General features: G+C 60.4%; 13 protein-coding genes. 6 read left to right on the forward strand and 7 right to left on the reverse strand.

Annotation, left to right across the window (positions count from 1 at the left end):
- Positions 1-19: 19 nt before the first annotated feature.
- The 3 genes from NXS98_RS08070 (at position 20) to NXS98_RS08080 (ending at position 10525) form a co-directional block, all read left to right on the forward strand.
- Positions 20-3532 (forward strand): hypothetical protein, encoded by a 3513-nt coding sequence (locus NXS98_RS08070; RefSeq protein WP_283847976.1) that lies wholly within the window; start codon positions 20-22, stop codon positions 3530-3532.
- A gap of 358 nt (positions 3533-3890) precedes the next feature.
- Complete coding sequence (locus tag NXS98_RS08075; protein ID WP_283847977.1) at positions 3891-9671, forward strand: S8 family serine peptidase; 5781 nt, start codon at positions 3891-3893, stop codon at positions 9669-9671.
- Positions 9672-9766: 95 nt separating this feature from the next.
- Positions 9767-10525: a prepilin-type N-terminal cleavage/methylation domain-containing protein gene (locus tag NXS98_RS08080; RefSeq protein ID WP_283847978.1), complete on the forward strand. Its 759-nt coding sequence runs from the start codon at positions 9767-9769 to the stop codon at positions 10523-10525.
- Between the two features lie 15 nt (positions 10526-10540).
- Here the strand turns inward: NXS98_RS08080 and NXS98_RS08085 are convergent, their stop codons facing one another.
- The 4 genes from NXS98_RS08085 to ftsH form a co-directional block, all read right to left on the reverse strand.
- Complete coding sequence (locus tag NXS98_RS08085) at positions 10541-11764, reverse strand: glycosyltransferase family 4 protein (protein ID WP_283847979.1); 1224 nt, start codon at positions 11762-11764, stop codon at positions 10541-10543.
- A 13-nt stretch (positions 11765-11777) separates the two neighbouring features.
- A complete protein-coding gene (locus NXS98_RS08090) occupies positions 11778-12110 on the reverse strand; it encodes a DUF4404 domain-containing protein (RefSeq protein ID WP_283847980.1) in 333 nt (110 codons plus the stop codon).
- Entirely contained in the window at positions 12107-12820 is a 714-nt protein-coding gene (locus tag NXS98_RS08095) for a hypothetical protein (protein WP_283847981.1), read from the reverse strand. The genes NXS98_RS08090 and NXS98_RS08095 overlap by 4 nt, the downstream gene beginning before the upstream one ends.
- 90 nt (positions 12821-12910) lie before the next feature.
- The gene (gene ftsH, locus NXS98_RS08100) at positions 12911-14932 is read right to left on the reverse strand and encodes an ATP-dependent zinc metalloprotease FtsH (RefSeq protein ID WP_283847982.1); all 2022 of its coding nucleotides are present in this window, start codon (positions 14930-14932) and stop codon (positions 12911-12913) included.
- Positions 14933-15070: 138 nt separating this feature from the next.
- On the opposite strand from ftsH, the gene NXS98_RS08105 reads away from it, so the two are divergent.
- The 3 genes from NXS98_RS08105 (at position 15071) to NXS98_RS08115 (ending at position 18463) form a co-directional block, all read left to right on the forward strand.
- Complete coding sequence (locus tag NXS98_RS08105; protein ID WP_283847983.1) at positions 15071-15961, forward strand: DUF4405 domain-containing protein; 891 nt, start codon at positions 15071-15073, stop codon at positions 15959-15961.
- 310 nt (positions 15962-16271) lie between these two features.
- Entirely contained in the window at positions 16272-17468 is a 1197-nt protein-coding gene (gene thiH / locus NXS98_RS08110) for a 2-iminoacetate synthase ThiH (RefSeq protein WP_283847984.1), read from the forward strand.
- A 35-nt stretch (positions 17469-17503) separates the two neighbouring features.
- Positions 17504-18463: a hypothetical protein gene (locus NXS98_RS08115; RefSeq protein WP_283847985.1), complete on the forward strand. Its 960-nt coding sequence runs from the start codon at positions 17504-17506 to the stop codon at positions 18461-18463.
- Here NXS98_RS08115 and NXS98_RS08120 read toward each other — a convergent pair.
- From NXS98_RS08120 to NXS98_RS08130, 3 genes are read right to left on the reverse strand one after another with little or no spacing between them, the layout of a single operon-like run.
- Complete coding sequence (locus NXS98_RS08120; RefSeq protein WP_283847986.1) at positions 18387-19556, reverse strand: type III PLP-dependent enzyme; 1170 nt, start codon at positions 19554-19556, stop codon at positions 18387-18389. The genes NXS98_RS08115 and NXS98_RS08120 overlap by 77 nt on opposite strands.
- A gap of 57 nt (positions 19557-19613) precedes the next feature.
- Positions 19614-22529: a glycosyl hydrolase family 28-related protein gene (locus NXS98_RS08125; RefSeq protein ID WP_283847987.1), complete on the reverse strand. Its 2916-nt coding sequence runs from the start codon at positions 22527-22529 to the stop codon at positions 19614-19616.
- 27 nt (positions 22530-22556) lie between these two features.
- Positions 22557-24047: a phytoene desaturase family protein gene (locus tag NXS98_RS08130; protein WP_283847988.1), complete on the reverse strand. Its 1491-nt coding sequence runs from the start codon at positions 24045-24047 to the stop codon at positions 22557-22559.
- Position 24048: the final 1 nt, after the last annotated feature.

Below are 24048 nucleotides of genomic sequence, written 5' to 3' on the forward strand. Positions count from 1 at the left end.
TAAGTTGAGAGGCCCAGAGATGACCCGCCCACGCCGGCGCCAATCCGGCGTGGCCCTGCTCATCACCCTCATTTTGTTGTCCATCATTACTTTCATTGCCGTTACCTTTCTGCTCATTGCGCGGCGCGAGCGCGCCCAAGTGACCCAGGCGGCCAGCATGACCGTGGCCGAAACGGCCGCCGCCGCCGGCCGCGAGCGGGCCATTGCAGAAATACTGGCGCGGATTGCCACCTCCAACGACCTGCTTACCCTCCCGGTCGTTTGCTCCACCAACATGGATATTACCGGGCCGGTAGCCGGCTTCCCCAGTTTGCAAATCACCAATGACCCGCGCGCGCCGGTTTTCCTGCGCAACCTCGCCGGCCTGCTGGAGGAACGCTTTTTCCTGGACCTCAACCGCAACCGCCGCCCGGACCCCGCCCTGCCCGACGCCTTGGGGGACCCCGAATGGATTGGCGTCACCGAGTATCCAGGCCAGGGCCACAGCGGCACCAACCGGTTTATTTATCGCTACGCCTTCCTCGTGCTGCCGGGGGGCGGAATGCTGGATATCAATGTCAACCACAACCAGGCCAAGCGCCGGGGCGTCAATGATGAGGCTTATCTGCGCAATCAAGGGCATGGCCCGTGGGAAATCAATCTCGCGGCCTTCCTGCACAGTCTAAACTCCAATTATTGGACTTATGTCACTTACGACACCGACCCCACCGCCGCCAGTTTCGGCACGGCGTTTGAGGATGCCCGCGACTGGGTACGGTATCGCCTGGGCTTTGATTACCGCACCGGCCAGCCCAGTGCGGAGGCCCTGTATGGCCCCAACGCCTATAAACTGGGTCTGGACCGTCTGGACACTTACGGCAACGGCCCCGTGCAACTGGCTGCCGACCACTTCCAAACCATTAATCTGGACAACCGCCCAATCGGTCAGGACCGCCCCAACGAAAGCTGGCCTGGCGGCCCGTCCACCAACCGCTTTTACACCCCGGGAGATTTATTTGACCCAACTAAAACCTCACCCGCTTTCACCAACCGCCTGCATGCGGCTGGACAAAACCTGCCTCCCCAGGACGGCCAGTTATTTTACCGCCTCCTCAGCCAACTGGGCACCGATACCGTCCCCCTCAAGCTGACCAACTTCATTCATCTCAACTACGACAATGTCACCACCAATCTGGAGAGCCTGACAGAATGGGACGCCACCACCTTTTTCAACCTGGTGGCGGATAGGCTCATCCGCACCCGGAGTAATGAGTTTGGGTTTACCATCACCAACATTCTCATTTGGGGACCCACGGGCCAGACCAACCTTTACAGCCAGGAGCTGCATCAACTGCTCCAAATGACGGCCAACATCTACGATGCCACGCGGAATGACGTGGGTATTTATCCGGATTATCCCACCGTCTTCCGGCCCGTCTTCGCCAAACAAGGGGACCTGATTTACATCGTGGGTTACCAGGAACAGAAGGACGACACCGTGTTGAACGCCCCGCTGCGCGACTTGTACAGTTCCACCGACCGCGCCGCGCTTCAGCCCTACGACATGGTATGGGGTGTGCCTCTTATCATTGGCGCGCGCAAAGGCTATCCCAACTTCAACGAGTTTGCCTTGCAGACCTATATTCAAGTCACGCGCAAGCTCGAGTTCCGGCGGCCCAGCACCAACTCCCTGCCCAACCAGACCAATCAAATGTGGGTGTTGGGCATCTCCAACGTGATGGCGGTGGAATTGTGGAATTCCTACGCCAGCGCGTTTCCACGCAATTTGGAAATGCGCGCCACCAATTTCATGATGATTGTGTTCACCAATGAACTCGGCTACCCCAACCTTCCCAATGGCATGCCCAATCCACCCGTCTTCACGCTGGCCATGGGACCAACCGCCATCCCCGCTGGAAGCTGGGGGCCAGGCGCCTTCCGCATCCCCCTGCAAACCAACCTGGTTTTCCTGCCCAACTCCGGCTATTTCACCACCGGCAACCGCTTCCTGCCCATTGTGCCCAACCCGGGTTTTGACCGCACCCCCGGCTTTGCCACGCCCCAGTGGAGTCTGAAAATAATCAACAAATTCCTCTACGCGCTGGTGGATACGGCCAGCGGCACCAACCGGATTGTGGACTATGTGAATTTACAGGGGCTTGACAGTTACATTGACATCACCCGCGAACTCATCGCCAACAACGATGTCCTCGGCGAGCCGTCGGCCATTGGCAGCATGTGGCTGACCAACCGCATCGGCGGCAACACCCTGATGCATCCGCCGGAGGGCATTTTCAATCAAATCGAAGTCTGCTTGGGCAACCGCACCGTCAGCGCGGGCGACTGGCGCAGTTACAACGACCAGCCCGCCCAGGGCATGGACAAGGAAAAGTCCATTGACACCTTCCGCGTCTTCATGGGTTTGCAACCGTTGCGCTATCAGCGCAGCCAGTTGCCGCTCTCCGGCCTGGTCCAGCAATCGCCGTTCTCCCCCACCCGCAAGCTCTACGTGCTGACTTCCTGGCAGGCCAATGACCCTTTGGTCCATTATCGCGTGGAAGACCTGATGGACCCGCGGGGGGTCACCAATCAAATCCTCGTGCTGAAGCCCCCTTCCCTCGTGCCCACCAACTGGAACATTGGCCGGTTGAACACCCGTTACCAGCCTTGGGGCGGCAATCCACAAAAAGACCCCTCCGCCGACCCGTTTGCCTTTGATTTGCGCGTCAAGGACCCCGAAGTCCGCAAATCCGACGACTGGGACTTCCCCCACACCAAGTTTGCCAACATCGGCTGGCTGGGCCGCGTGCATCGGGGCACGCCGTGGCAGACCATCTATCTCAAAAGCACCGCCGCGGACGAGCCAACCTGGCGGCGCTGGTCCGGCAGCCGCCTCCCTCAAGTAAGCCATCCCACTAATGACTGGCGGCTGGTGGACTTGTTCACCATCGCGCCGCATCCGGAAGCCACGCGGGGCCTGATGCCCATCAATCAGACCAATTACGCGGCCTGGAGCGCCGCTTTAAGTGGCATTCTGGTGGCGGCTCCCACCAACAACGGTTTGGTGGATGTGGTCATTCAACCCAATTCACCCGAGCTGGATGCCATTTACCAGGGCATCATCAACTTCCGCGCCTCCCTGCCCCGCGGACGTTTCGAGCGCGTCAGCGACATCCTGCAGGTGCCGGAGCTGACGGTCAACTCGCCTTACCTGAACAGCGCTCAACAATCCGTCAATCCAGGCCCCGGCCAGCGCAGCGCGCTTTCCGATTTGGCCTACGAAATGCTGCCGCAGAAACTGTTGTCCTTGCTGCGGATGGAAGACGCGCGCTTCGTCATTTACGCTTGGGGGCAGTCCCTGAGGCCCGCCAATGCTTCCATTCAAATGACCCTCGCCCCCAACCACCCGGCTTACATGCTTTGCACCAATTATGTTGTCACCGGTGAAGTGGGCACGCGCACCGTGGTGCGGATAGAAGATGTTTCCACCACGCCCGGCACTGTGCGCCCGCGGGCCATCATCGAAAGCTTTAACTTCCTGCCGGCGGAGTAAATGTCTTATGCGTGGGAGTCTTACATACCTCTTCCACGATGAACGAGAGCGCATAGCCAATCACCGGACTTCATTGGGCCGCCTCAGGCTTGCTAAAGACCCGCGTGAATCAGGGATGACCAATCCTTCCCACAACCAGCGTAACCAGCGCGAGCACCCACTTCTCCTTTCACTCTGCAATTATGCCTTGGAAGTAACATGGCTCGTCTCTTGCGCCGAACATTTGATTCCCCTCTCCCACTGGGAAAGGGCGCAATACCCCAACCCGCTCCCGAGCGTGGATACCCGATTTTCCCCCAGATTTCGGCCCGTCTGGGGCTCCCTGTCAACCGCGTGTCCCAATAGTGTAAATTGAGCTATGAAACGTGCCATGAGATTCCTGCCGGCCTTGGCCTTGATGCTCACCGCATCAGCGCTATGGCTGTGGTGGCCATCGCCACCCGCTCCCCCCGCAGCGGTGCCGCCACCCGCCCCCATAGTTCACCATGCCCGCCCAGTTTCAACTGCGGAGCAAAGCCACGCAAATCTTCCCGTCACCACCGCGCAGACGTCACGAGACCCCCGCTACCCCCATCGGCTGGCGAACACTGACAAATCCATTGATGCCCTCGCCCGCCAGGACCACGCCCTTTTGCTGCGCAACGCTCTGTTGGACACCACTCAGCCGCTGAGCCTGCCCATTCCCCCCACTTTGAAGGCCGGCGGTGAACCCGGCGCTTTCATCGTTCAAGCCCGCCACCAAGCCGACGCACATTTTATCGCTGCTCTGAAAGCGGCTGGTGTCGAGCCCGTCTCCTACATCCCCAACCAGGCCTGGCTGGTGCGGGGCGATGCCGCCGCCGCCGGCCGCCTTGAAGGGCATCCTCAAGTACAGGCGGTCACAGCCTATGAGCCCTATTACAAATTGGAGGAAGAGTTGCTCGCCAGCGCACTATCCGCCACTCCCCTGCCTTCAAGGATGACTTTGCACGTGGTTTTATTTCCCGGCGTGGAGCAAACGGGACGCGACGCCTTGAGCCGCCTGGGCGCCGAGGTATTACGCGAACAACCCACTCCCTTTGGCCCGCAAATCACGGTGCAGCTTCCCGCCGACCGCCTGGCCGAAGCCGCTCGTTTGCCTGAAGTGCAAGCCATTGAAAAAGCCCGTGCCCGCAAACGCGCCAATGACCTGGCCCGCGTCACCTCCTCCGTGGCCCCCAACTCCACCTCCTCCGGTAATTACCTTGGCCTCACGGGCGCCGGCATCACCGTCGGCATCAATGACACGGGCGTGGATGGCAATCACCCAGCCCTGCAAGGCCGTGTTTTCGGCGCCACCACGGACGCCGATGGACACGGCACTCATATCGCCGGCTCCATCGCGGGAGATGGCACCGGCAGCCCTCTTTCGGTCACCCCCCCCGGCTCCACCAACGGCGCGGTGATGCGCGGCATGGCCCCCGCAGCCCGGCTCTTTTCCCAATATGCCTTGTTTGATTATTTCTCGGATACTCTGTTGCAGGAGAACACCGCGCGCACCAACATCCTGATTTCCAATAATAGCTGGTATTACGAAGACGCCTATTCCTACAACTTCTCCAGCGCCAGCTTCGACGCCGCCACCCGCGATGCCCTGCCCGGCAAGCCCGGAGACCAGCCCGTGCTCTTTGTATTTGCCGCCGGCAATGACGGCGGCGGCACGGCCGACGGTCAGGGAGGCGGCCCCGGCACCATTCTCGCCCCCGGCACCGCCAAGAATGTCATCACGGTGGGCAGCCTCGAACAAAAGCGATTTATCACCAACCAGGTGGTGCTTAACGACATCACCAACCGCCTGTGGCTCGGCCATACCGACAGCTCCGTCGAAGTGGCCGCACACTCCAGCCGTGGCAATGTCTCCCCCGGCCAGGAGGGCGAGCATGGACGCTTCAAGCCGGACGTAGTAGCCCCGGGCGAATTTGTCATCTCCTGCCGCTCCAGCGGCTGGCAATCGCCCACCAACGCCGGTGGCGGCTTCGTCAATAACTTCTACAACGTCACCATCCCTGCTGGCGTGACTAATGAGTTCAGCATCGGCGTGCCCGATTCCGCCACCCGCTTGCGCATTCGCATCGTCCCCAATCCCTCCTCGCCCAATCCCATGCCCGCCCTGCCCATCTTTGTGAATCGCGGCACCAACACCACCCCCGCCGATTTCCGCGGCGTCAATGATGTGACCGTGACCGTTACCGGCGGGGCCGACCAGTACTTTTACGCTATCGGCAATCCCACCTTGTACCCGGTGACCTTTGACCTGACGGTCATCGTCGGCACCGCCCTGGACCTGGGTACCTATTTCCAGGAATTGGCTCAGCTCAACGCCGCCCTGGGTGATTTATACCGCTATGAATCCGGCACCAGCATGGCGGCCGGGATGGTTTCAGGCATTTTAGCTTTGATGCAGGAATACTTTGAGAAAACCCTGCGACGCACCAACAGCCCAGCCCTGATGAAAGCCCTGATTATCAACGGTGCCCGCTCCCTGCCGGATTACGACCTCAACACCCGCAGTTTCATCAATTACCAAGGGTGGGGCGTGGTCAATCTGACCAACAGCATCCCCACTGTGCCGGCGGCTCTGTTTGACCAGGCCACCAACCGCATCCTCACCACTGGCGACAGCCAGGCATGGACGATAACCCTTTCGACCGCTGCCCAAACTCAACCGCTGCGGGTGACACTGGCCTGGACCGACCCGCCGGGCAATCCAGTGGCCAGTCTCAAACTGGTCAACGACCTGGACCTCATCGTCAGCAACAACATCACCCACCAGGTTTACTTCGGAAATAATTTTGAGTCCGACAGCGATTTCACCACCCCGGTGGTGGCCACCAACCAGGCCGGCTCCAACGTCCTTGCCGCACTCCAGGCTGATTTTGTCAACAACGTCGAAAATGTCATCGTCCGCGAGCCCACCGGTGGCAGTTTCACGGTCATCGTGCGCGCCCGGCGCGTCAACGTGAACGCAGTGACCAGTTTCACCAACGGCATTGGGCAGGATTACGCGCTGGTCATTTCCAGTGATGCCCGCAATGATGCCAATGCCATACAGGTCACCGAGGCCCCCATCGTAGCTGACCCGGCACCCATTCTGATTGGCCTGACCAACGGCCAGGCCCTCATGCGCCAGCGCATCGGCGCCAATCCACCCCTGGCCCCCACCACCAATGGTGTGCCCAATCAATGGAACTTCTATGTCTTCACCAACAGCGCCATTGGCACCAACGCTGCCGGCACCAATCTGGCCTTCCTGACCTTTATTCCGCCCAATCTGGGCCGACCGCGCGCCCTGGACGCCGACATTGATTTGTACGTGAGCACCGACCCCTCTCTCACTAATCTGAATCCAGGCGCCATTGCCTCCGCCCTGAAATCCACCCGCCGAGGAGGCAATGAGGCCATCGTGATTACCAATGCGCCGCAAGGCCAGGTGTATTATGTGGGCGTTAAAAGCGAGGACCAACAAGCCGCCGAATACGGCCTGTTTGCCAGCTCCAGCAACAATCCTTTCTCCCAGCGCGACCAGGAAGGCAACCTCATCGTCCAAGGTTTGAGCGTCAATGTGGAAGTGCCTGACGGCATGCCCGATGACCCCCAAGGCGCCATGGTCTTTGCCATTGCCACCGAACCCATCACCATCCGGCGGGTCGTAGTGACCAACGTCATCACCCACGAGAACTTGGGGGATTTGATTGGCATCCTCAGCCATGCAGGCGAAGCCGGTGATGAATTCGTCGTGCTGAATAACCATACCTTTGGCGATGACATGGTGCCGCCCTCACCGGTGACCTATACCTTCATCTACGACGACAGCGACGAGGGAGACATAGACAACAGCCGTTTCACCCAAGGGCCGGGCAGCCTCCGTGATTTCATTGGTGAGGAAGGCCAGGGCATGTGGATGCTGACCATGGTGGATAACGCCCTCCACCACACCGGCGTCGTCAACAGCCTCACCCTGCGCCTCGAACCCGCCATGGAAATGACCAACGACCTCGGCTACACCTACACCGATTTCTGGGTGCAACCCGGCGCCTACCATTACGAACCCATCAACGTCCCGCCCGGCGTCACGAATGTCTCCTTTACCGTTTCCATCATCGAAGGCCCCAACGTCGCCTTTGATTTGTATGTCCGCCGCGGCGCCCCGCCCACCCTCTTGGACTATGACAAATCGCTCTCCATCACCCCGCCCGGCGGGCAAATGGATTTGAGCATCTACGACTCGCCCCCCTTGACGGCCGGTTTGTGGGTGGCCGGCATCTACAATCCCAGCCCCAATCGCATCAAAGTTCGGCTTGGCGTGGCCTTGGGCCGCAATCTCAACGCCGACCCTTTTCAGGCCTTTCTGCCGGGCATTGCGCGCGCCTTGGTGGACGACGTTACCACCAACTCCACGGTGTATGTGCCGCAAAACCGTCTGGTTGCTGATGTCATGGTGGACGTGCGCCTGGACCATCCGCGGGTGGCGGACCTGGTGTTGACGCTCGTCAGCCCCAGCCAGACGCGCATTCTCTTGATGGAAAACCGCGGCGGCCCGCTGGCCACTAATATCGGCTCAGGCTATCTGGTCACTAACTATCTGGCGCCCCAGCAGTTCTGGGATACCCCAGACCCCATCACCAATATCATCACCATCACCCAGACCGTGGGGACCTTGAAGATTGACTATGACTTTCTGGATATCCCGGACAATTTGCGTGTGTACTATCAGGGCCGCTTGATCTTCGACTCCGGCTTCATCAACGGCGCCGGCACCCTGCTGGTGGATTACGGCCCGGGCACGGATACCAATCTGGTGGTGGTCATGAACCAGGAAAACGGAAACTTTGGCACCGCCTGGTATTACACGCCGACGGTCATGAGCGGCCGCTACTATTACCTGAGTTTCACGGAAAACACCAACCTCACCACTACCCCCATCAAGTTCCTTCCGCCACCTTATGATTCCAGTGCAATTCTGGATACCAATGGCGTGCCCGTCACCAACCGCCTCTTCGTTTTGCCCGAAGAATCGCTGAATCAACTCATCGGTGAAACTTCGCAGGGATTCTGGCGATTGGAAATATGGGACCGGCTCGGCGGCAACCCCGTCACTGATGCTCAATTGCTCGATTGGCGGCTGAATCTGGCCTTTGTCAATACCAACCTCCTGGCCAATGCCCTTACCAATGGCATCCCCATTACAGCAACGGTCGCGGGCGGACAAACCTTGTATTTCGTGGTGGATGTGCCCGCCGTGGCCACCATGGCCACCAATGCACTGGCCACTGTCAATGGCTCCGGTTTGCTGGATTTGGTATTCAACCAAATCGGCATCCCCGACACCAACACCCCCGGCACCGTGGTTTTGTTAAACGACGTTCAAAACGGCGTGGCGGTGCTCGATGCCCTCGGATTCAGCAATCCCCAGATGATTCCCGGCTTGCGCTACTACCTCGGCGTCCGCAACGAAAGTCCGGGCACCACCAACACCTTCACGCTTACCGTCAGCTTCAACCTCCCGGTGCTTACCTCCGGCGGTCCCCCCATGGGGGGCATCCTCGGCCCCAACGCCCTCACCTATTTTGAAGTCACTCTCCCACCCGATGCCTCTGCCGGGGTGTTCATGCTCATGCCACTCGACGGTAACGTGGACCTGCTCTTGTCCCGGGCACCCGCCTACCCCACGCCGGGCAGCTTTGATTACAGCTCCGTCAGCGCCAGCACCAATAGCGAGCTGATTATCGTCAGCAACGCGCCTGTGGCCGGCAAATGGAATATCGCCGTCTATAATCCGGGCGCCACGCCCGTCAACTACCTCCTCCAAGTCAATCACCTCACCGGCGGCTTTAGCAGCGCGCCGGGGCCGGGTTACCTGCTGGGTTTCGCCAGTGCCCCTCGTATCACCGCCGGCCATGTTGTCCTGGAGTACCTCGCTGCCGCCGGTGTGCGCTACGTCCTGGAAAGCTCCACTAATTTGCAGGACTGGCAGCCGGTGGCCCCGCCTCTGGCACGTCAAGTCACCCCCTATCCCAAGGCGCCCTGGTATCGTGTCTTCCTGAGCCTGCCCGCGCCGGAAAATACGGGCCCCGGCCTCCCTGAAGGCCGCTTCTACCGCCTGCGTACGGCCGACCCGTAAAACTCCAGCCTAAGGCCCCTACCCCGGCCTGCTCCGCTGCGGACCGGAAAAACGTTTGTAACGTCCGGCGCCTGCATGGCGTCTAACCGGATGATATGGTGTGCCCTGATAATAACCGTCCTGTCGTTCCCGGCCCCGGACGCCGGGGTTTCACCCTGATTGAGCTTCTGGTCGTGGTCGCCATCATTGCCATCCTGGCCAGCATGTTGCTCCCCGCTCTGGGGCGCGCCAAAGCCTCCGGCCAGCGCATCCAATGCGTCAACAACATGCGCCAGCTCGGCCTGGCCCTCAAAATGTATGTGGACGACAACGAAGGTTATTACCCGCCCCGCGCCCGGCGCGAGCGGTGGACCACCCGCCTGTTCCCTTATTTCAACAACCTCAAACTCCTGGTCTGCCCCAGCGATGACATGAATCCGCAGACCTTTGGCCAGGGCGACAACACCGCCGCGCAATATCCCGCCGACGCCGCCCCCCGGAGTTATATCATCAATGGCTGGAATGATTATTTCAAGGTGAACGCCTCCAACGACTGGGCCAACTACCGGGCAGGCACCTCGACCCGGGTGCTCAGCGAAAATGCCATCAAAGATCCCAGTCAGACCATCGTTTTTGGCGAAAAAGAATACGATTCCGGGCATTACTACATGGACTACGACATGTATGATGACATCCTCCAGCTTGACCAAAACAAGCACATGCGCACCGCCCGCAACACCCAGGGAGGCATGTCCAATTACATCTGGGCCGATTACAGCGCCCGCCCGCTCAAATTTGGCCAGGCATTTGACCCCCTGAATTTGTGGGCCATCACGGATCTCTACCGGTACGCGGGCATGCCGCCCAAACCCTGAGTCAAGGCCCAGGCTTTACCGCCGCGGGGCCTGGCCTTGGGTCGGGGCTACGGTGTGCTCAATGAAATCCACCGCCCGGCGGCTGATAACCTGCCAGTCCAGTTCCCGCTGCACCCGTGCGCTAGCCCGCTGTCCCCACTCCATCTGTTGTGCACGGGGCATTTCCAGTTGTTGCAGCACCGCCTCCGCAAAAGCCGTTCCCTCAAAGGGCACAAACCGCGCCAGAGGCTCGTTCGCAAAGTACCGGCTGATGCTCTGTATGGCGGTGCTCACCACCGGCAAGCCCACCCCAAGGTATTCCACAATCTTGGCCACAAACGCGCAATGGGTGCCGGTGGTCTCCTGGTAGGGCACCAATCCCGCACTGGCCGTGTGCAAGTGACGCGCCACCTCCGGGTAAGGCGTAAAGCCGGTCAATTCCACCCGGGCTTGCGGCGCCCGCAGCCTTAAACGATGCACAAAACCCAACAGACTGGGCGTTTCCCGTCCCACAAAGCGAAAGACCACCTCCGGCCGGCGCAGCGCAATTTGCGTCATCCCCTCCAGCGCAATCGGCCCCAGATGATGCTGGTCAAACGAGCCATGCATCACGACCACCGGTTTTTCCGCAGGCGGGATGTCCTCCGCCTTTCGCAAGGGAAAAACTGCGCTGTCATAACCAAAATAAATGGGGCAAATGCGTTCGCGGGGATAACCTGCCTGCGCCAGATGGTCAGCCATCGTATCGCTGATGGCCAAAACACCATCCACCCCATAGCGCCGGGGTAGAGTCACCTCAAAGCGCTCGAGGCGCCGCAACAGAAACGGCGGCGCCATGTAAGGCGGCCAGGCCTCCATGAAACCCGTCAGGAAATCCAGATAATTCATGATGGCGGCCACCCCCAGCCGCCGCTTCAGCCTCCCCGCCGCCACCGAGGCAATGGTGTGCTGAGATACCACAACCTGGGCGGGCGCGGCCCGCAAACTGTCCGCCACCTGCCGCTCCAAAAACCACGGAAAGGCCAGGTACTTGACGTTGCGCCAGCGCGCATATCGTCCCATCTTCCACCGTGTAAACGGCTCCAGCCGCACCTGAAACTCCCGCGCCACCCGCTCCGGCTCCTCCACCTGCGGGCAAAACAGCCGCACGGCATGCCCGCGCCGCACCAGCTCCCGCACCAGATAAATCGCCTCGGAAGAGCCGCCCCCGCTGGGCGGGTAAAACGGCTCGTGGGTCAGAAAGGCAACCGATAATCCCATGGCGCGGCTTGGATTATATCCCCAGATTGGAAAGGGTGGTGCAAATGCGATTGACCACATCCACCAGGCGGGGATGGGAGGATTCAAATCCCTGCACCGACCGCGCCAGGCCCCGCAAAGAAGTCTCCAACAAGGGCGCCTTCACCTCCTCGCGCGTCGCCTCATGCGTGGAAAGCGCCGCAAACTGCGCAATGCTCCGGGCGTCATCTGCATGGGTTTGGGAAAGCGTTTGCACTTCCTCCTTGAGCCGCGCCACCAGTTCCATTAATTCCCGGCGTTTTTCCTCCGGCAACTGCTCCGCGGAGGCCAGCCGGGCTTCGATTTTGGCAATCGTGTCTTGAATCATGCGCGGGCGGGAGTTTGCACCAGGGGAATCAAAATGACAATCTCCTCGCGGCCATCTGGCCCGGCCTGCTGCACCAAGCCGCCCTCGAGTTTCCGAATCAATTCATAAACCGCCAGCGTCTGAAACTGCAAGATGGGGTCTTCATTCAAGGGCGGTTTCTCACCCGGCGCTGCCGCATAACTGATGCGCACCCGAAAACATTGGCGGTCAGGAAACAAGGGGGCCACATCCGCCCCCTCCGCGGGCACTTCGCCCCGTGCCTGGTCCACAATCACCACACCCTGCGCCCCAGAGCAGGCGGAGAGGAAATGACGCAAAATAAAACGCAGCCATCGCCGCTCCACCGCCAGCTTGCTCAAGCTGCCGGTATTCGGGGCGCGCAATTCCCAGCCCTGCCGCCCGGCCAGCAACTCCGTCAAAACCGCCAGGGCCTCCGCCGGCTCGCACTCATGGCGCTCGGTGGGCAGGGTGCGGCGCAACTTGGCCAGGGCCTCCACGTGCTTGCCCGCCTCCTCACTTACCCGCTTGATGATGGCCATGCCTGAGGTGGCCACCTGCGGATTCTGCTTCGACATCTCGGCAAACTGGGCGTGACCGGAAATCACCGCCAGCTTGTTTTTCAAATCGTGGATGATGCGCGACGAAAGCAGGCCGAGCAACTCCAGGTTGGTCAGCTCGCTGTCTAATCGTGAAGCACCAGGACGGTTCATGCAGGCATTATACCAAATCAGTCTTTGCCAGTCGCCAAAAAAACGCCTGAAAAACCACCACGCCCCGCCCGGCCTGTCCTCGGACGCGCCCTAAGCGGGCGCCGGCGCCGGCGAACCCAGCCCCGGCAGCGTGGGCGGCTTGGGAACCGCCATTTCGGGCGCGGGTGTTTCCGCCTGGGCGCCCATCGGCGCGCTGCCCCGGTATTGCGGGTCGGAAGGGGTGAATTTGCCGGTGCGCACAATCTCCTCCACCTGGCTGCCGTCCAGCGTTTCGTATTCCAGCAGGGCCTGGGCAATCACCTCCAGCTTGTCACGATGCTGCCAGATCAAATCCTTGGCCAGTTTGTAGCAATCATCAATGATGCGCTTAATCTCGTTGTCAATCTCGCGCGCCGTCTGCTCACTGTATCCCTTGCTGCGCACCATTTCCCGGCCCAGGAAAACGTAACCGTCCTCCTCGCCATATTGAATCATCCCCAGTTTGTCGCTCATCCCAAACTGGCACACCATCGCCCGCGCAATGCTGGTGGCCTGCTGAATGTCATTGGCCGCCCCGGTGGAGACATCGCCGGTGTACATTTCTTCCGCAATGCGCCCGGCCATAATCACGGAAATCATGGCCAGCATCTCCTTTTTCCGGCGGCTCCACGTATCCTCCCGCGGCAGGGACATCGTGGCCCCCAGCGATTGCCCGCGGGGTATGATGGTCACTTTGTGCAAGGGATGCGTGTGCGGCAGAAGCACATTCACCAGCGCATGGCCCGCCTCGTGCCACGCCGTGCTCCGCTTCTCCTCCTCACTCATGGCCAGGCTGCGCCGCTCCCGGCCCCACCGCACCTTCACCCGCGCTTCTTCCAGCTCGGTCATGGTGATGGATTTTTTGCCCGCCCGCGCCGCCAGCAGGGCGGCTTCGTTCAGAAGATTCGCCAGCTCCGCCCCCGAATAACCCGGCGTGCCGCGGGCAATGACCGCCAAATCCACACTGGGGTCCAGCTTCACCTTCTTGGCGTGCACCTTGAGAATCGCCTCACGCCCCCGCACGTCCGGCAAATTTATCACAATCTGCCGGTCAAAACGGCCCGGACGCAACAAGGCCGGATCCAACACGTCCGGCCGGTTGGTGGCCGCAATGATGATGATGCCCTCTGTCGTATCAAAACCATCCATCTCCACCAGCAGCGCGTTGAGCGTTTGTTCCCGCTCATCATTGCCGCCGCCCAGCCCATGCCCCCGGCTGCGGCCCACCGCGTCAATTTCGTCAATAAACACCAGGCACGGCGTGTTCTTGCGCGCCTGCTCAAACATGTCCCGCACCCGGCTGGCGCCCACCCCCACAAACATTTCCACAAAATCCGAGCCGCTGATGCTGAAAAAAGCCGCATCGGCCTCGCCGGCAATGGCCTTGGCCAGCAATGTTTTGCCGGTGCCGGGGGCGCCAATCATCAGAATCCCCTTCGGGATCCGCCCGCCCAGGCGTTGGAACTTCTTGGGATCACGCAAAAACTCCACCAGCTCCTGCACCTCCTCCTTGGCCTCGTCCACTCCCGCCACGTCCTTGAAGGTGGTCTTGTTCTTTTCCTTGTTCAGCATCCGGGCCTTGCTCTTGCCAAAACTCAAGGCCCCCCGCCCCGCCATGCGAATCTGGCGGATGAGGAAAAAATAAATCAGCGCCACAATCAGAACAATTGGCAGCACGCCCACCAGCAACTGGGTAAGCACCGTGTTGGGCTTGCGCGTCGCAAACTTGTCCGTCTCCCACAACAGTTGCAAATCCGCGTCGCTGAGAATCACGTCTTTGAGGACAAAAGTTTTCTCCTCGGCCTTACCGTTGCGCTCCACGCGGTATTTGCCGATAATCTCATACATGTTATCGTATTGCGAGTCCCGCACGAGCGTGCCTTCCACAATCAGATTGCTGCGGACCAAGGAGAAAAACTCCCCGCGCCGCAAAGGTTGCTGCACCCCATCGGAACGCTCTTTGAGCATCATCAAAAGTGGAATGGTGGCCAGGATGATGATCCATACCAGCCACGTCCGCGGCGAGACCTTGAAATCCCCGCCCTTGCGCTCGCCCTCGTTGTCGCCCTTCCGATTATTGTCGTCGTCAAACATGCCTTGCCTCAATTCATGCCAAGCTACCATTAAATGACTTCTTCCGCAATACGTTCCCTTGCGCCCTGGGCTTTTACCTTTCCGCTTGGCCTCTTATTCTCCCTGTAACCTTTCACCGCATCGCCACTCTATAACCGTATGACTGAAGTAACACCAAAACCGCCAAAACGGCCGCCTTTTAGCTGGCGGGCGTTGACCTCTGTTTTAATTTTGGCCGGATTCCTGGTCCTCGTGCTCTCAGGCATCATGCTTTTCGTCGCGCCGCCGGGCCGGGTGGCCAATTGGACCAATTGGACCTTGCTGGGCTTCACCAAAAAGCAATGGACCGCCCTCCACGTCTGTTTTAGCGCCCTTTTCCTCATCGTCTCGCTCGTTCATCTTCTCCTCAACTGGCGGCCCATGCTCGGCTACTTCAAAGACCGCCTCGCAGGACGCTTGGGCTTTCGCTGGGAGTGGGCCTCCGCCCTGGCTCTTTGCGCCGTCATCGCGGTGGGCACTCATTACCACTGGCCCCCTTTCACCCAACTGCTGGCCTGGAATGAAACCGTCAAAGAAAGCTGGGAATCGCCGGGCCGCCGCGCCCCCATTCCCCATGCCGAACTGCTTTCCCTGACCGAACTGGCCCGGCAGGCGGGGGTGGAGTACGAAGTCGCTACCCAGCGCCTGCAAGCCGCTGGCATCGCCGTGCCTGCGCCGGAAATCAAGGTGGAAGAACTGGCGCAGCGTCACAACCATTCCGCCCAACAAATCTACGACCTGATGACCGCCACACCCCAAGGCCGGGGGAAAGGCCGTCAAGGCGGTGGGGGTGGCGGTGGCGGCGGCGGGGGCGGGGGTGGGATGGGGTGGAAAACCCTCGCGCAATTCTGTCTGGAAGAAAACATTGCGCTGGAGCAGGCCTTGCAGCGGTTGGCCCAGCAAAATATTCAGGCTGCCACCAACCAAACCTTGCGCGAAATTGCCGTGCAAAATGGCTTTTCCCGCCCCTACGAATTACTGAACATCCTGCGCGGCAGCGCCTCCCAATAAGTCCCTAAGTCGCAGGCTCCTGCACGCCCTAAAACCTACACTGCCGGGTTTGTTTCGTGCGAGTAACTGCCGCGTCCGTTGCCGCCCAAAGTGAGCCAGGTCAACGGAACGCCTTGCCCTGACGCCGGTCTGGCGGAGTGAAAGCCACCCACTGGCCACCAGTCTTCCCCCTATCAAAAAAGGGTCCGTAATGCCATTTGACCTCTCCGGCTGGCTGGACAATTTTGTAGAGGAAGGTAAGCTCGCCGCGCTAATGGCCGCCAGGCCATCGGCTCCTGATTCGGAAGGCAGACATCCTTCCACACAAAAAATGAGTTTTGTTGAAACATTTCGGACGGTGCCCATGGAAATCCTGACCGGGATTGCCCAAGGGGCCTCCAGTGCACGAGTCCAGGCAGCCCTCAACGCCCGGCGCCTGACCCTTGAAGATTTCGCCGCACTGATTTCGCCTGCTGCGGGTGACCTCTATCTGGAAAATATGGCCCAGCGCTCAGCGCGGCTGACGCAACAGCGTTTTGGCAAGGTCATCCGCCTCTTCGCGCCCCTCTACCTGTCCAACGAATGCATCAATAATTGTTTGTACTGCGGGTTTTCCCGCGACAACCCCATCCTGCGGGTAACCCTCAGCCTGGAAGAAGTGTGCCGCGAAACGGAGGCGCTCCTAGCGCAAGGTTTTCGCAATCTCCTCCTCGTGGCCGGTGAGCATCCCAAATTCATCCCCGTGGATTACCTGGAAACCTGCGTCCGCGAGGTCCACGCCCGCACCCCTAGTGTGTCATTGGAGGTGGGCCCGCTCGACGTCGAGGATTATCGCCGGATGGTGGCGGCGGGCGCCGATGGTCTGGTGGTCTATCAGGAAACCTACAACCGCCAAGTGTACCAAGAAATGCATGTCAGCGGCCCCAAGCGGGATTTTGATTACCGCCTGGCCACGCCGGAACGCGCCTATGCCGCCGGTTTTCGCCGCCTGGGTATCGGGCCGCTCTACGGCCTGGCCGACTGGCGCTACGAAGCCATCGCCGCCGCAGCCCATGCGCTTTATTTACTGAAACATTGCTGGAAGGCCTTCCTCACCATCTCCTTCCCGCGCCTCCGCCCGTGCGCCGGCGAATTTCAACCGCGCACGCAAATGAAAGACCGGGACCTGGTGCAACTCATCTGCGCCTTCCGCCTGTTGCTGCCGGATGTCGGGCTGGTCCTCTCCACCCGCGAATCCCCGGCCCTCCGCAATGGAGTTCTCCCCTTGGGCATCACCCTTATCAGCGCGGGCAGCCACACCGAACCCGGCGGCTACACCGGCGCCGGACGCGACAAACTCCACCTCACCGAGCGCGGCCGCATCCGCGAGCTGGCGGCCGGCGCCAGCGAGTGGGCCGGCGCAGGCTCCGGCGCCACCGGCCAATTCCAGATTGCCGATGAACGCTCCGCCGAGGAAGTAGCCGAGTTCATCCGCCGCCTGGGCTACGAGCCGGTGTGGAAAGACTGGGACGCCGCGCTAACCGCTTGAAGTCCGGTCCAACTTCAGGCAGGGTTGGCGCATCCATGAAACCTGTACACCAGTTGCTGCGCTTCATCCTGCCCGTGGCACTCGCCTTGGCCCTGCCTGCGCTGCGCGCCCACGGCGCCCCCGCTTTTCACGCCACCACCAACGGCTTCGCCTTCGACACCGGCATCTGGAATGGCCGCCTTCAGGCCAACGGCAAATCCTTTGGCCTCGTCCCCGTCCAACAAAGTGCTGACCGGCTGGCCCTGGCACGCTCCATGGGATGGCTGGCAGTGTACCGCGTCTTTTCTGACGGTCGCCGCTACGGCGACGGCGGTTGGGACTGGCCTCATCAAAGCCGGCTGCTGCCCGACGGCTCAGTCCTCGTCTCCTGTCCCGCTCAAACCAACCGGCCCTTCGATTTCACCGGCCAATACTCCTGGCGCGATGCGCAAACAGTGGACCTCCAAATCACCGTGGTGCCACGCCAGCGGCTCACGGGTTTTGAGGTCTTTGTAGCCTCCTACTTTGCTCCCATTTTTTCCAATGCCATTACCACTATCATCCCCGGCCCCAACGCCAACCCCACCCTCATCCATGCCACCCGCGAGGCCGCTGAATGGCATATGTTTCCCCGCCGCCCTGACCTCGCCGCCCTCATCCAGGATGGACGCTGGAAATTGGAGCCACATCCGGTGACCTGGACGTTGCGCCCGCCCTTTGCCTTTCCCATTGCCCTCCGGCACGCGCCCACCCATGGCTTGACCATTGCCGTCCTGGGCGACCCCACGGAATGTTTCGCCCTGGCCATGCCCTACGAGACCGAGGGACACTATTCGCTTTATCTCTCGCTATTTGGCCGCGATTTAATCATCGCCGGAAAACCCGCCACCGCCCGCGTGCGTTTGCAGGCCCTCAAGACACCCGACTGGCAAGATATCGTCAAGGCATGGCAGGCCTTTGCCCCCCGTCCGGGTGATAATTCAAGTGCACCAGCCGCGCCGGCGCAAAACCGTTGAAGTGCGTGGCGGAAGCATTGGTGTAGGCCCCCACATTCTCAGCATACACCCAGTCATCCAGCTCCAGCGGCGGCAGCAGCTCCGACTGGCTGATACAGTCCAACCCGTCACACGTCTGTCCAAACACCGCGCAAATCTCCGGCTCCCCCTTCTTGAACGCCTTTAGGTGATACTGGCAATGGTCGAAAATAATCCCGGAAAACGTGTGATAAACACTGTCATCTATGTAGTAGCATGTTTTGCCATCGCGCACCGCCTTCCCCACAATGGTGGCGATGCTCGTGGCCGCCGTGGCCACCAGAAAACGTCCCGGCTCGGCAATGATTTGCAACTCCGGGGAAAAGAGCCGGTCAATCTCCGCGTTGATGCGCTGCGCCAGTTCCTCGAAAGGCTTCACATGCTTGTGGTACGCCGCCGGAAAACCGCCGCCAATGTCCAGAATCTTCAACTCGTATCCCCGCGAACGGCTTTCCTTCATCACCGCCGCCGCCATTTCCAGCGCCTGCACAAAGTTCAAAAAATTCGTGCACTGACTGCCCACGTGGAAACTCAACCCCTCCACCACCAGCCCCAGCCGATGCGCCGCCTCAATCAAATCCACCGCTTCGCCGGAATCGCAGCCAAACTTGCTGGACAGCTCCACCATGGAACCCGTGTTGGGGACGCGCAGCCGCACCACCACCCCGGCTTGCGGCGCATACGTTTTGATCTTCTGCAGTTCGGCCAGGTTGTCAAAAGTCACCAGCGGCTTGTAGGGGTTTAACGCCTTCAGCGTGTCCTTGGCTTTGATGGGATTGGCATAAATGATTTTATCCCAGATGAAATCCTGCTGCTTGTCCGCCGGCCAATGCCGGATGTTGTCATACACCAGCATGAACTCCGCCAGCGAGGCCACATCAAAACTCGCCCCCTCCTGAAACAGCGTGCGCACAATTTCCGGCGCCGAATTGGCCTTCACGGCATAATAGGCCTGGACCTTCGGCAGATGACTTTTGAAACGGGCATAATTCTGGCGGATGATGTCATGATCCACCACAATCACCGGCGTCCCATGCTGCCGGGCAATCTCCTGCAAAATGCCTTCGTTAATCATAATCGCTGCGCCCCGCAAACTTGCAGTCCAACTGCGCCGGGGTCTAGCAAAAAGTCGCTAGGGCCGCGCCGCAGCGCCATTCCGCCCGCTGAACATAGCCCACCCTATCCAGCCCCCGCCTTTTTCCGTCCGCACCACTTCTCCCCGCGTTTCTCGCACCTTGATGGGGTAAGTTTTGCCAAAGGAAATCTCCCGTATGCCCATCGCGCTGAAAGCAGCGTCCTTGATGTCAAACATTGGGCGAAAATCATTGGTGGCTACATCCGGCGCGTAATTGAACAAACCCAGAATCTCCGTCGCCCCGCCCTGCTCCGTTAAAAATCGCACTCCCCGCCCCTCGTGCTTAATCCCCAGCGCCCACAACCGGCCTCCACGATTCCGCACCAAACCCGTGTCGCTGTCCCCCTCCGGATTAAGCTGCCGCGCCCATAACCGCTGACCGGGCGCATTCAACTCAATGCCGGACGGGCAATCGGTCACATAAATGTCCCCTTTCCCCGCCCCCACCACCCTCAAATCACAGCTCTCCACCACCAGCACCCGCGCCGTGGAACGGTTCTCCACCGCCGCCGGACGCCCGCCAAAGGCGTGGATATGCTGAAACTTAACCACCGGCGCCGCCGTTTCATCCACAATAAACCGGCCATTCTTGCCCCCAATGATGCGCCCGAAACCCAGCCCAATCACGTGCCGCACCGAGCCATGCACGCGCACCTCGCCGTCCAGTGTGTACCAGTTGGGGTCCCGCCCGCCAATGCCCCGGAAGTACACGGTCGTTTTCCCTTCTTTGGCCGCCGCATCCATGGCGGCCTGAAAGGCGGCGGTATCGTCCTTGTTATCACCCGCCACCGCGCCAAAATCATTGACGCACACCCACCGGCTGAGATTGGTTTCCCATGGCACCTGCGGCTCCGGCTGGATGGGCAGCTTGAGCGCGGTGTCCGGCGAGTCGGGGAACAATTTCTTCACCGGGTGCGAAACGTATTCTTCCAACCTCGCCCCCTCGCGACTGCCGCCGGGCGTCGTACTGACGAGCACTTGCTTGAAGCCCCGGCTGACCACATCGCGCGCATAAAGGACACTCGTGTTGGTGATGGCCGGCTGCGTGGCATCGCCGCCGCTGAAGCGTCCCCCCACCAGCGCCACCACGCCACCCCACCAGGTCCAGTTGTTGGGATATTCATTATGCAGTGCCACCGGCGTGTTCTCCACCACCAGCTCCTCGATGCCCACCGCCGTGGCATTGACATACACCCCGAGCTTGCGCGCGTTGCGCACCGTGATGCGCGACAGGGTTTGCCCCCAGCTCCACGCACACCGCACCCCCGTCTCAAAAGACCCCTCCACCACCACGTCCTGCACCAGACTGGGGCCGTTTTGCCCCAGAAATCCCGCATTCACCCCCACGCTGCCGGTGCCGATAATCCGCACCTGCTTGAGCAGGCTGCTGTTGTTGCCGTACCACCGCACACCGTCCACATGTGGATTGCGCCCCACATCAATCGTGAAATTGCAGAAGTTGCGCATGAAAAAGTCTGCGGAGGTGGGTTGCGTATCACTGGGATGCGTGCGCAGGACGGAGGTAATATTGGTGGGGACCCCGTCATCCAGCCGCAAAATCACACCATCGCGCGTCTCGCCGTACACCCAAGGTCCCACCGCAGCGCGCACCACCAGGTTGCTCGTCAACCGATAGATGCCATTCGGGAGGTACAGCACCTTCGTCCCCTGACCCCCGCCACGATTGGAGCTGGCCTCAATCCCCCGTTGCAACGCCTCTGTGTCATCCGCCTTCCCATCGCCCTTGGCCCCAAAGTCGCGCCGCACATCCAGCACCGCCGGGTCATTGGGAAAAACCAGCCGCCCCATTGCATTCCGCAACCCACCCTCTGCCGCCAACGGCGCGGCAACGGCCACACTGGCCGTCGGCACGGCAGACTCACTGGAAACACCATGCAGACCCACACCCTTCTCCACCGGGCTGCCCTCCAAATAAAACACCAAATCGCGGTAAGTGCAGACATCGGGCATCCCCATGGTGCCAAAGGTCATGTCGGCCACCCGCTCCGCGAAATCCACCGGGAAACAAGCCTTCTCCAACGCTGCAGCCAGGGCCGCCGCATGGTTGGTGTCCCCCGCCAGCATCGCCTGCGTGTAGGGCGTCGCCTGCGCCGGATTGAAAAAGGCCGGCGTATCCGCGCTCCCTTCACGCCGTATCCCATGACCGCCGGGGTAGCGACCCCGAAATTCATTCGCCAAAGTCATTGCCCGCTCTGGTGCAGGCGCCACAAATCCCACCAGAAAGGCATAGGTGCGATGCGGCTGCAAAACCACCGCGTCCTCGCCCGTAAACGCCAATCGAATGAACTGGCCATTGCCCGGCGCTCCATCCGCATTCGCCCGGTAGGGCGTCAAATCCGGCACCCGCCCCCCACGCACCACCCGCAGGCTACGATATGTCTCCCCTTCCACGTAATCGTCCGTAATCGGATCCTTCGGATCGTAAGTTTGCCAAACCGTCCCCGGGGGAACGCTCGTCGTCCCGTGATGGTTTATCCTGGGCTGCCCCTCCACTTCCAACCATTGCACATACAATTCCGCCCCCGCCGCGCCCGGACGGAAGGGATTTGTGCCAAAACCCGTCCGCAACGTCAGCGCCTCCACCCGCAGGGCCCGCGGCCCCATGCGAAAGGTCTGCCCTAAATCGCGGTCCCGGGTGAAGTAATGCTTTTGCAGCACCGCATCATATTTCAAATTGCGCCCCTCGCGCGGAGTGTGGCGGATGGAGGTATTTCCGCTGGTGTTGTAATTTGTGACCGCCAGAAAAACCTTTGGCCCCACCGGCGGCCCCTCCAGCCGCGTGATGGTCATGCCCGCCTGCGCCGCAGTTCCCAGCGCCACCGCGCCGGCCAGCCAACCGTGAACAAATACCCGGCGAGCCGTGGCCCACGCGGCGGAGATTTTTTTAGCCATGTGTTTAAGGGTTGTTTTTACCGGCTTTTACACTTCTTGGCCCCATCGCCGACCAATCAAACTCGCCGCAATCCGGCCCGATTGATAAATCGTGGGCAGCCCGCTGCCCGGATGCGTGCCCCCGCCCACCAGATAACACGCGTCAAATTCTTCAAAGGCATTGTGCGGACGGAAAATTAGCATCTGCCCCAACTTGTGGCTGAGGTTGAAAGTGGCGCCGCGATAAATATGATAATCCTGCTGCCACTCCAGCGGCGAAATCACCTTTTCCGCCACGATATGCTGGCGGATATCCTTCAGCTCGGTCTTGGTCTCGATTTGGCGCAGAATCAGCTCGCGGAAACGCGGCTTCTCCTTTTCCCAATCAATCGGCGCCTGCCGGTTGGGCACCGGCGCCAGCACATAAAGGGTGGACTGGCCAGGCGGCGCCAGCGTGGGGTCCACCTTGCTGGCGTTTTGCAGGTAAAACGAGGGGTCTTCCGAAAGCCGCCCGTTCTGCACGATGTCCCGCACGTTCTTCTCGTAGTCCTGGGCGAAGATGATGTTGTGGTGGGGGATGTCGTAAAGCTTGTCCAGCCCCAGGTACAACATAAAGGTGGAGCATGAGTATTCCATTCGTGCCAGACGCTCATCCGTGTATTTGCGGCGATGCTCCGGCCGCACCAGGTTGGACATGGCCCACGCGAAATCAGGATTGATGATGACGGCATCCGCCGCCACCTTGTCCCCCGAAGCCAGTTGCACTCCCACTGCCCGACGGTTTTCCACCAGGATTTCCTTGACGGGCTGCTCCAAATGAATGCGCCCGCCGTCTTCCTGGATGCATTTGGCCATGGCCAAAGAAATGGCATTCAGGCCGCCCCTTGGGTGGTAAATGCCATATTTATGCTCGATGAGGGAAAGAATGGTGAAGGTGGCCGGGCATTGCCAGGGCGACATCCCCAAGTACTTCGCCTGAAAGGTCATCGCGATGCGCATGTGCTCATGCTTGAAATAAGTGCGCAAGCGGTCATACACCGACGCAAACGCATCCAGCCGCGGAATGGCCTTGATGAAATTGGAATTCAAAAAATCCCACCAACGCATGTAAGGATGCTGCAAACAAGGATAAACCAAATCCAGCTTCTTCCCCTCCCGCTCCCGGTAGCGCAGGTAGTTCGCCCCGTCCCCCGGAAACAGCCGCTCGATTTCCGCCACCATCCGCTCCGGGTTCATGGTCGGGAAAAAATCCGTGCGCCCGTCAAAACGCAGCCGGTAGAAGGGATCAATCGGGATTAATTGCAGATAATCACTCAATTTCCGGCCGCACTCCGCAAAGACTTCCTCCAGCACCCGCGTCATCATGAGAAAGGTGGGGCCGGTGTCAAAAGTGAACCCATCCAGCTTCAAAGGCGCGTTGCGGCCGCCCACCACCTGGCCCTTTTCAAAAATCTCCACCTTGAAGCCCTTGCGGGCCAGCAACATGCCGGCGGTCAATCCGCCAGGTCCGGCGCCGATAATCACGATGGTTCGAGCCATG

Origin of the sequence: Fontisphaera persica, assembly GCF_024832785.1 — a bacterium.
GTDB classification, from domain to species: domain Bacteria; phylum Verrucomicrobiota; class Verrucomicrobiia; order Limisphaerales; family Fontisphaeraceae; genus Fontisphaera; species Fontisphaera persica.

Excerpts from the sequence above, each read along its gene's own strand:
- NXS98_RS08070 (WP_283847976.1), top strand. The coding sequence starts at position 20 with ATGACCCGCCCACGCCGGCGCCAATCCGGCGTGGCCCTGCTCATCACC.
- NXS98_RS08075 (WP_283847977.1), top strand. The coding sequence starts at position 3,891 with ATGAAACGTGCCATGAGATTCCTGCCGGCCTTGGCCTTGATGCTCACC.
- NXS98_RS08080 (WP_283847978.1), top strand. The coding sequence starts at position 9,767 with ATGGTGTGCCCTGATAATAACCGTCCTGTCGTTCCCGGCCCCGGACGC.
- NXS98_RS08085 (WP_283847979.1), bottom strand. The coding sequence starts at position 11,764 with ATGGGATTATCGGTTGCCTTTCTGACCCACGAGCCGTTTTACCCGCCC.
- NXS98_RS08090 (WP_283847980.1), bottom strand. The coding sequence starts at position 12,110 with ATGATTCAAGACACGATTGCCAAAATCGAAGCCCGGCTGGCCTCCGCG.
- NXS98_RS08095 (WP_283847981.1), bottom strand. The coding sequence starts at position 12,820 with ATGAACCGTCCTGGTGCTTCACGATTAGACAGCGAGCTGACCAACCTG.
- ftsH (WP_283847982.1), bottom strand. The coding sequence starts at position 14,932 with ATGTTTGACGACGACAATAATCGGAAGGGCGACAACGAGGGCGAGCGC.
- NXS98_RS08105 (WP_283847983.1), top strand. The coding sequence starts at position 15,071 with ATGACTGAAGTAACACCAAAACCGCCAAAACGGCCGCCTTTTAGCTGG.
- thiH (WP_283847984.1), top strand. The coding sequence starts at position 16,272 with ATGAGTTTTGTTGAAACATTTCGGACGGTGCCCATGGAAATCCTGACC.
- NXS98_RS08115 (WP_283847985.1), top strand. The coding sequence starts at position 17,504 with ATGAAACCTGTACACCAGTTGCTGCGCTTCATCCTGCCCGTGGCACTC.
- NXS98_RS08120 (WP_283847986.1), bottom strand. The coding sequence starts at position 19,556 with ATGATTAACGAAGGCATTTTGCAGGAGATTGCCCGGCAGCATGGGACG.
- NXS98_RS08125 (WP_283847987.1), bottom strand. The coding sequence starts at position 22,529 with ATGGCTAAAAAAATCTCCGCCGCGTGGGCCACGGCTCGCCGGGTATTT.
- NXS98_RS08130 (WP_283847988.1), bottom strand. The coding sequence starts at position 24,047 with ATGGCTCGAACCATCGTGATTATCGGCGCCGGACCTGGCGGATTGACC.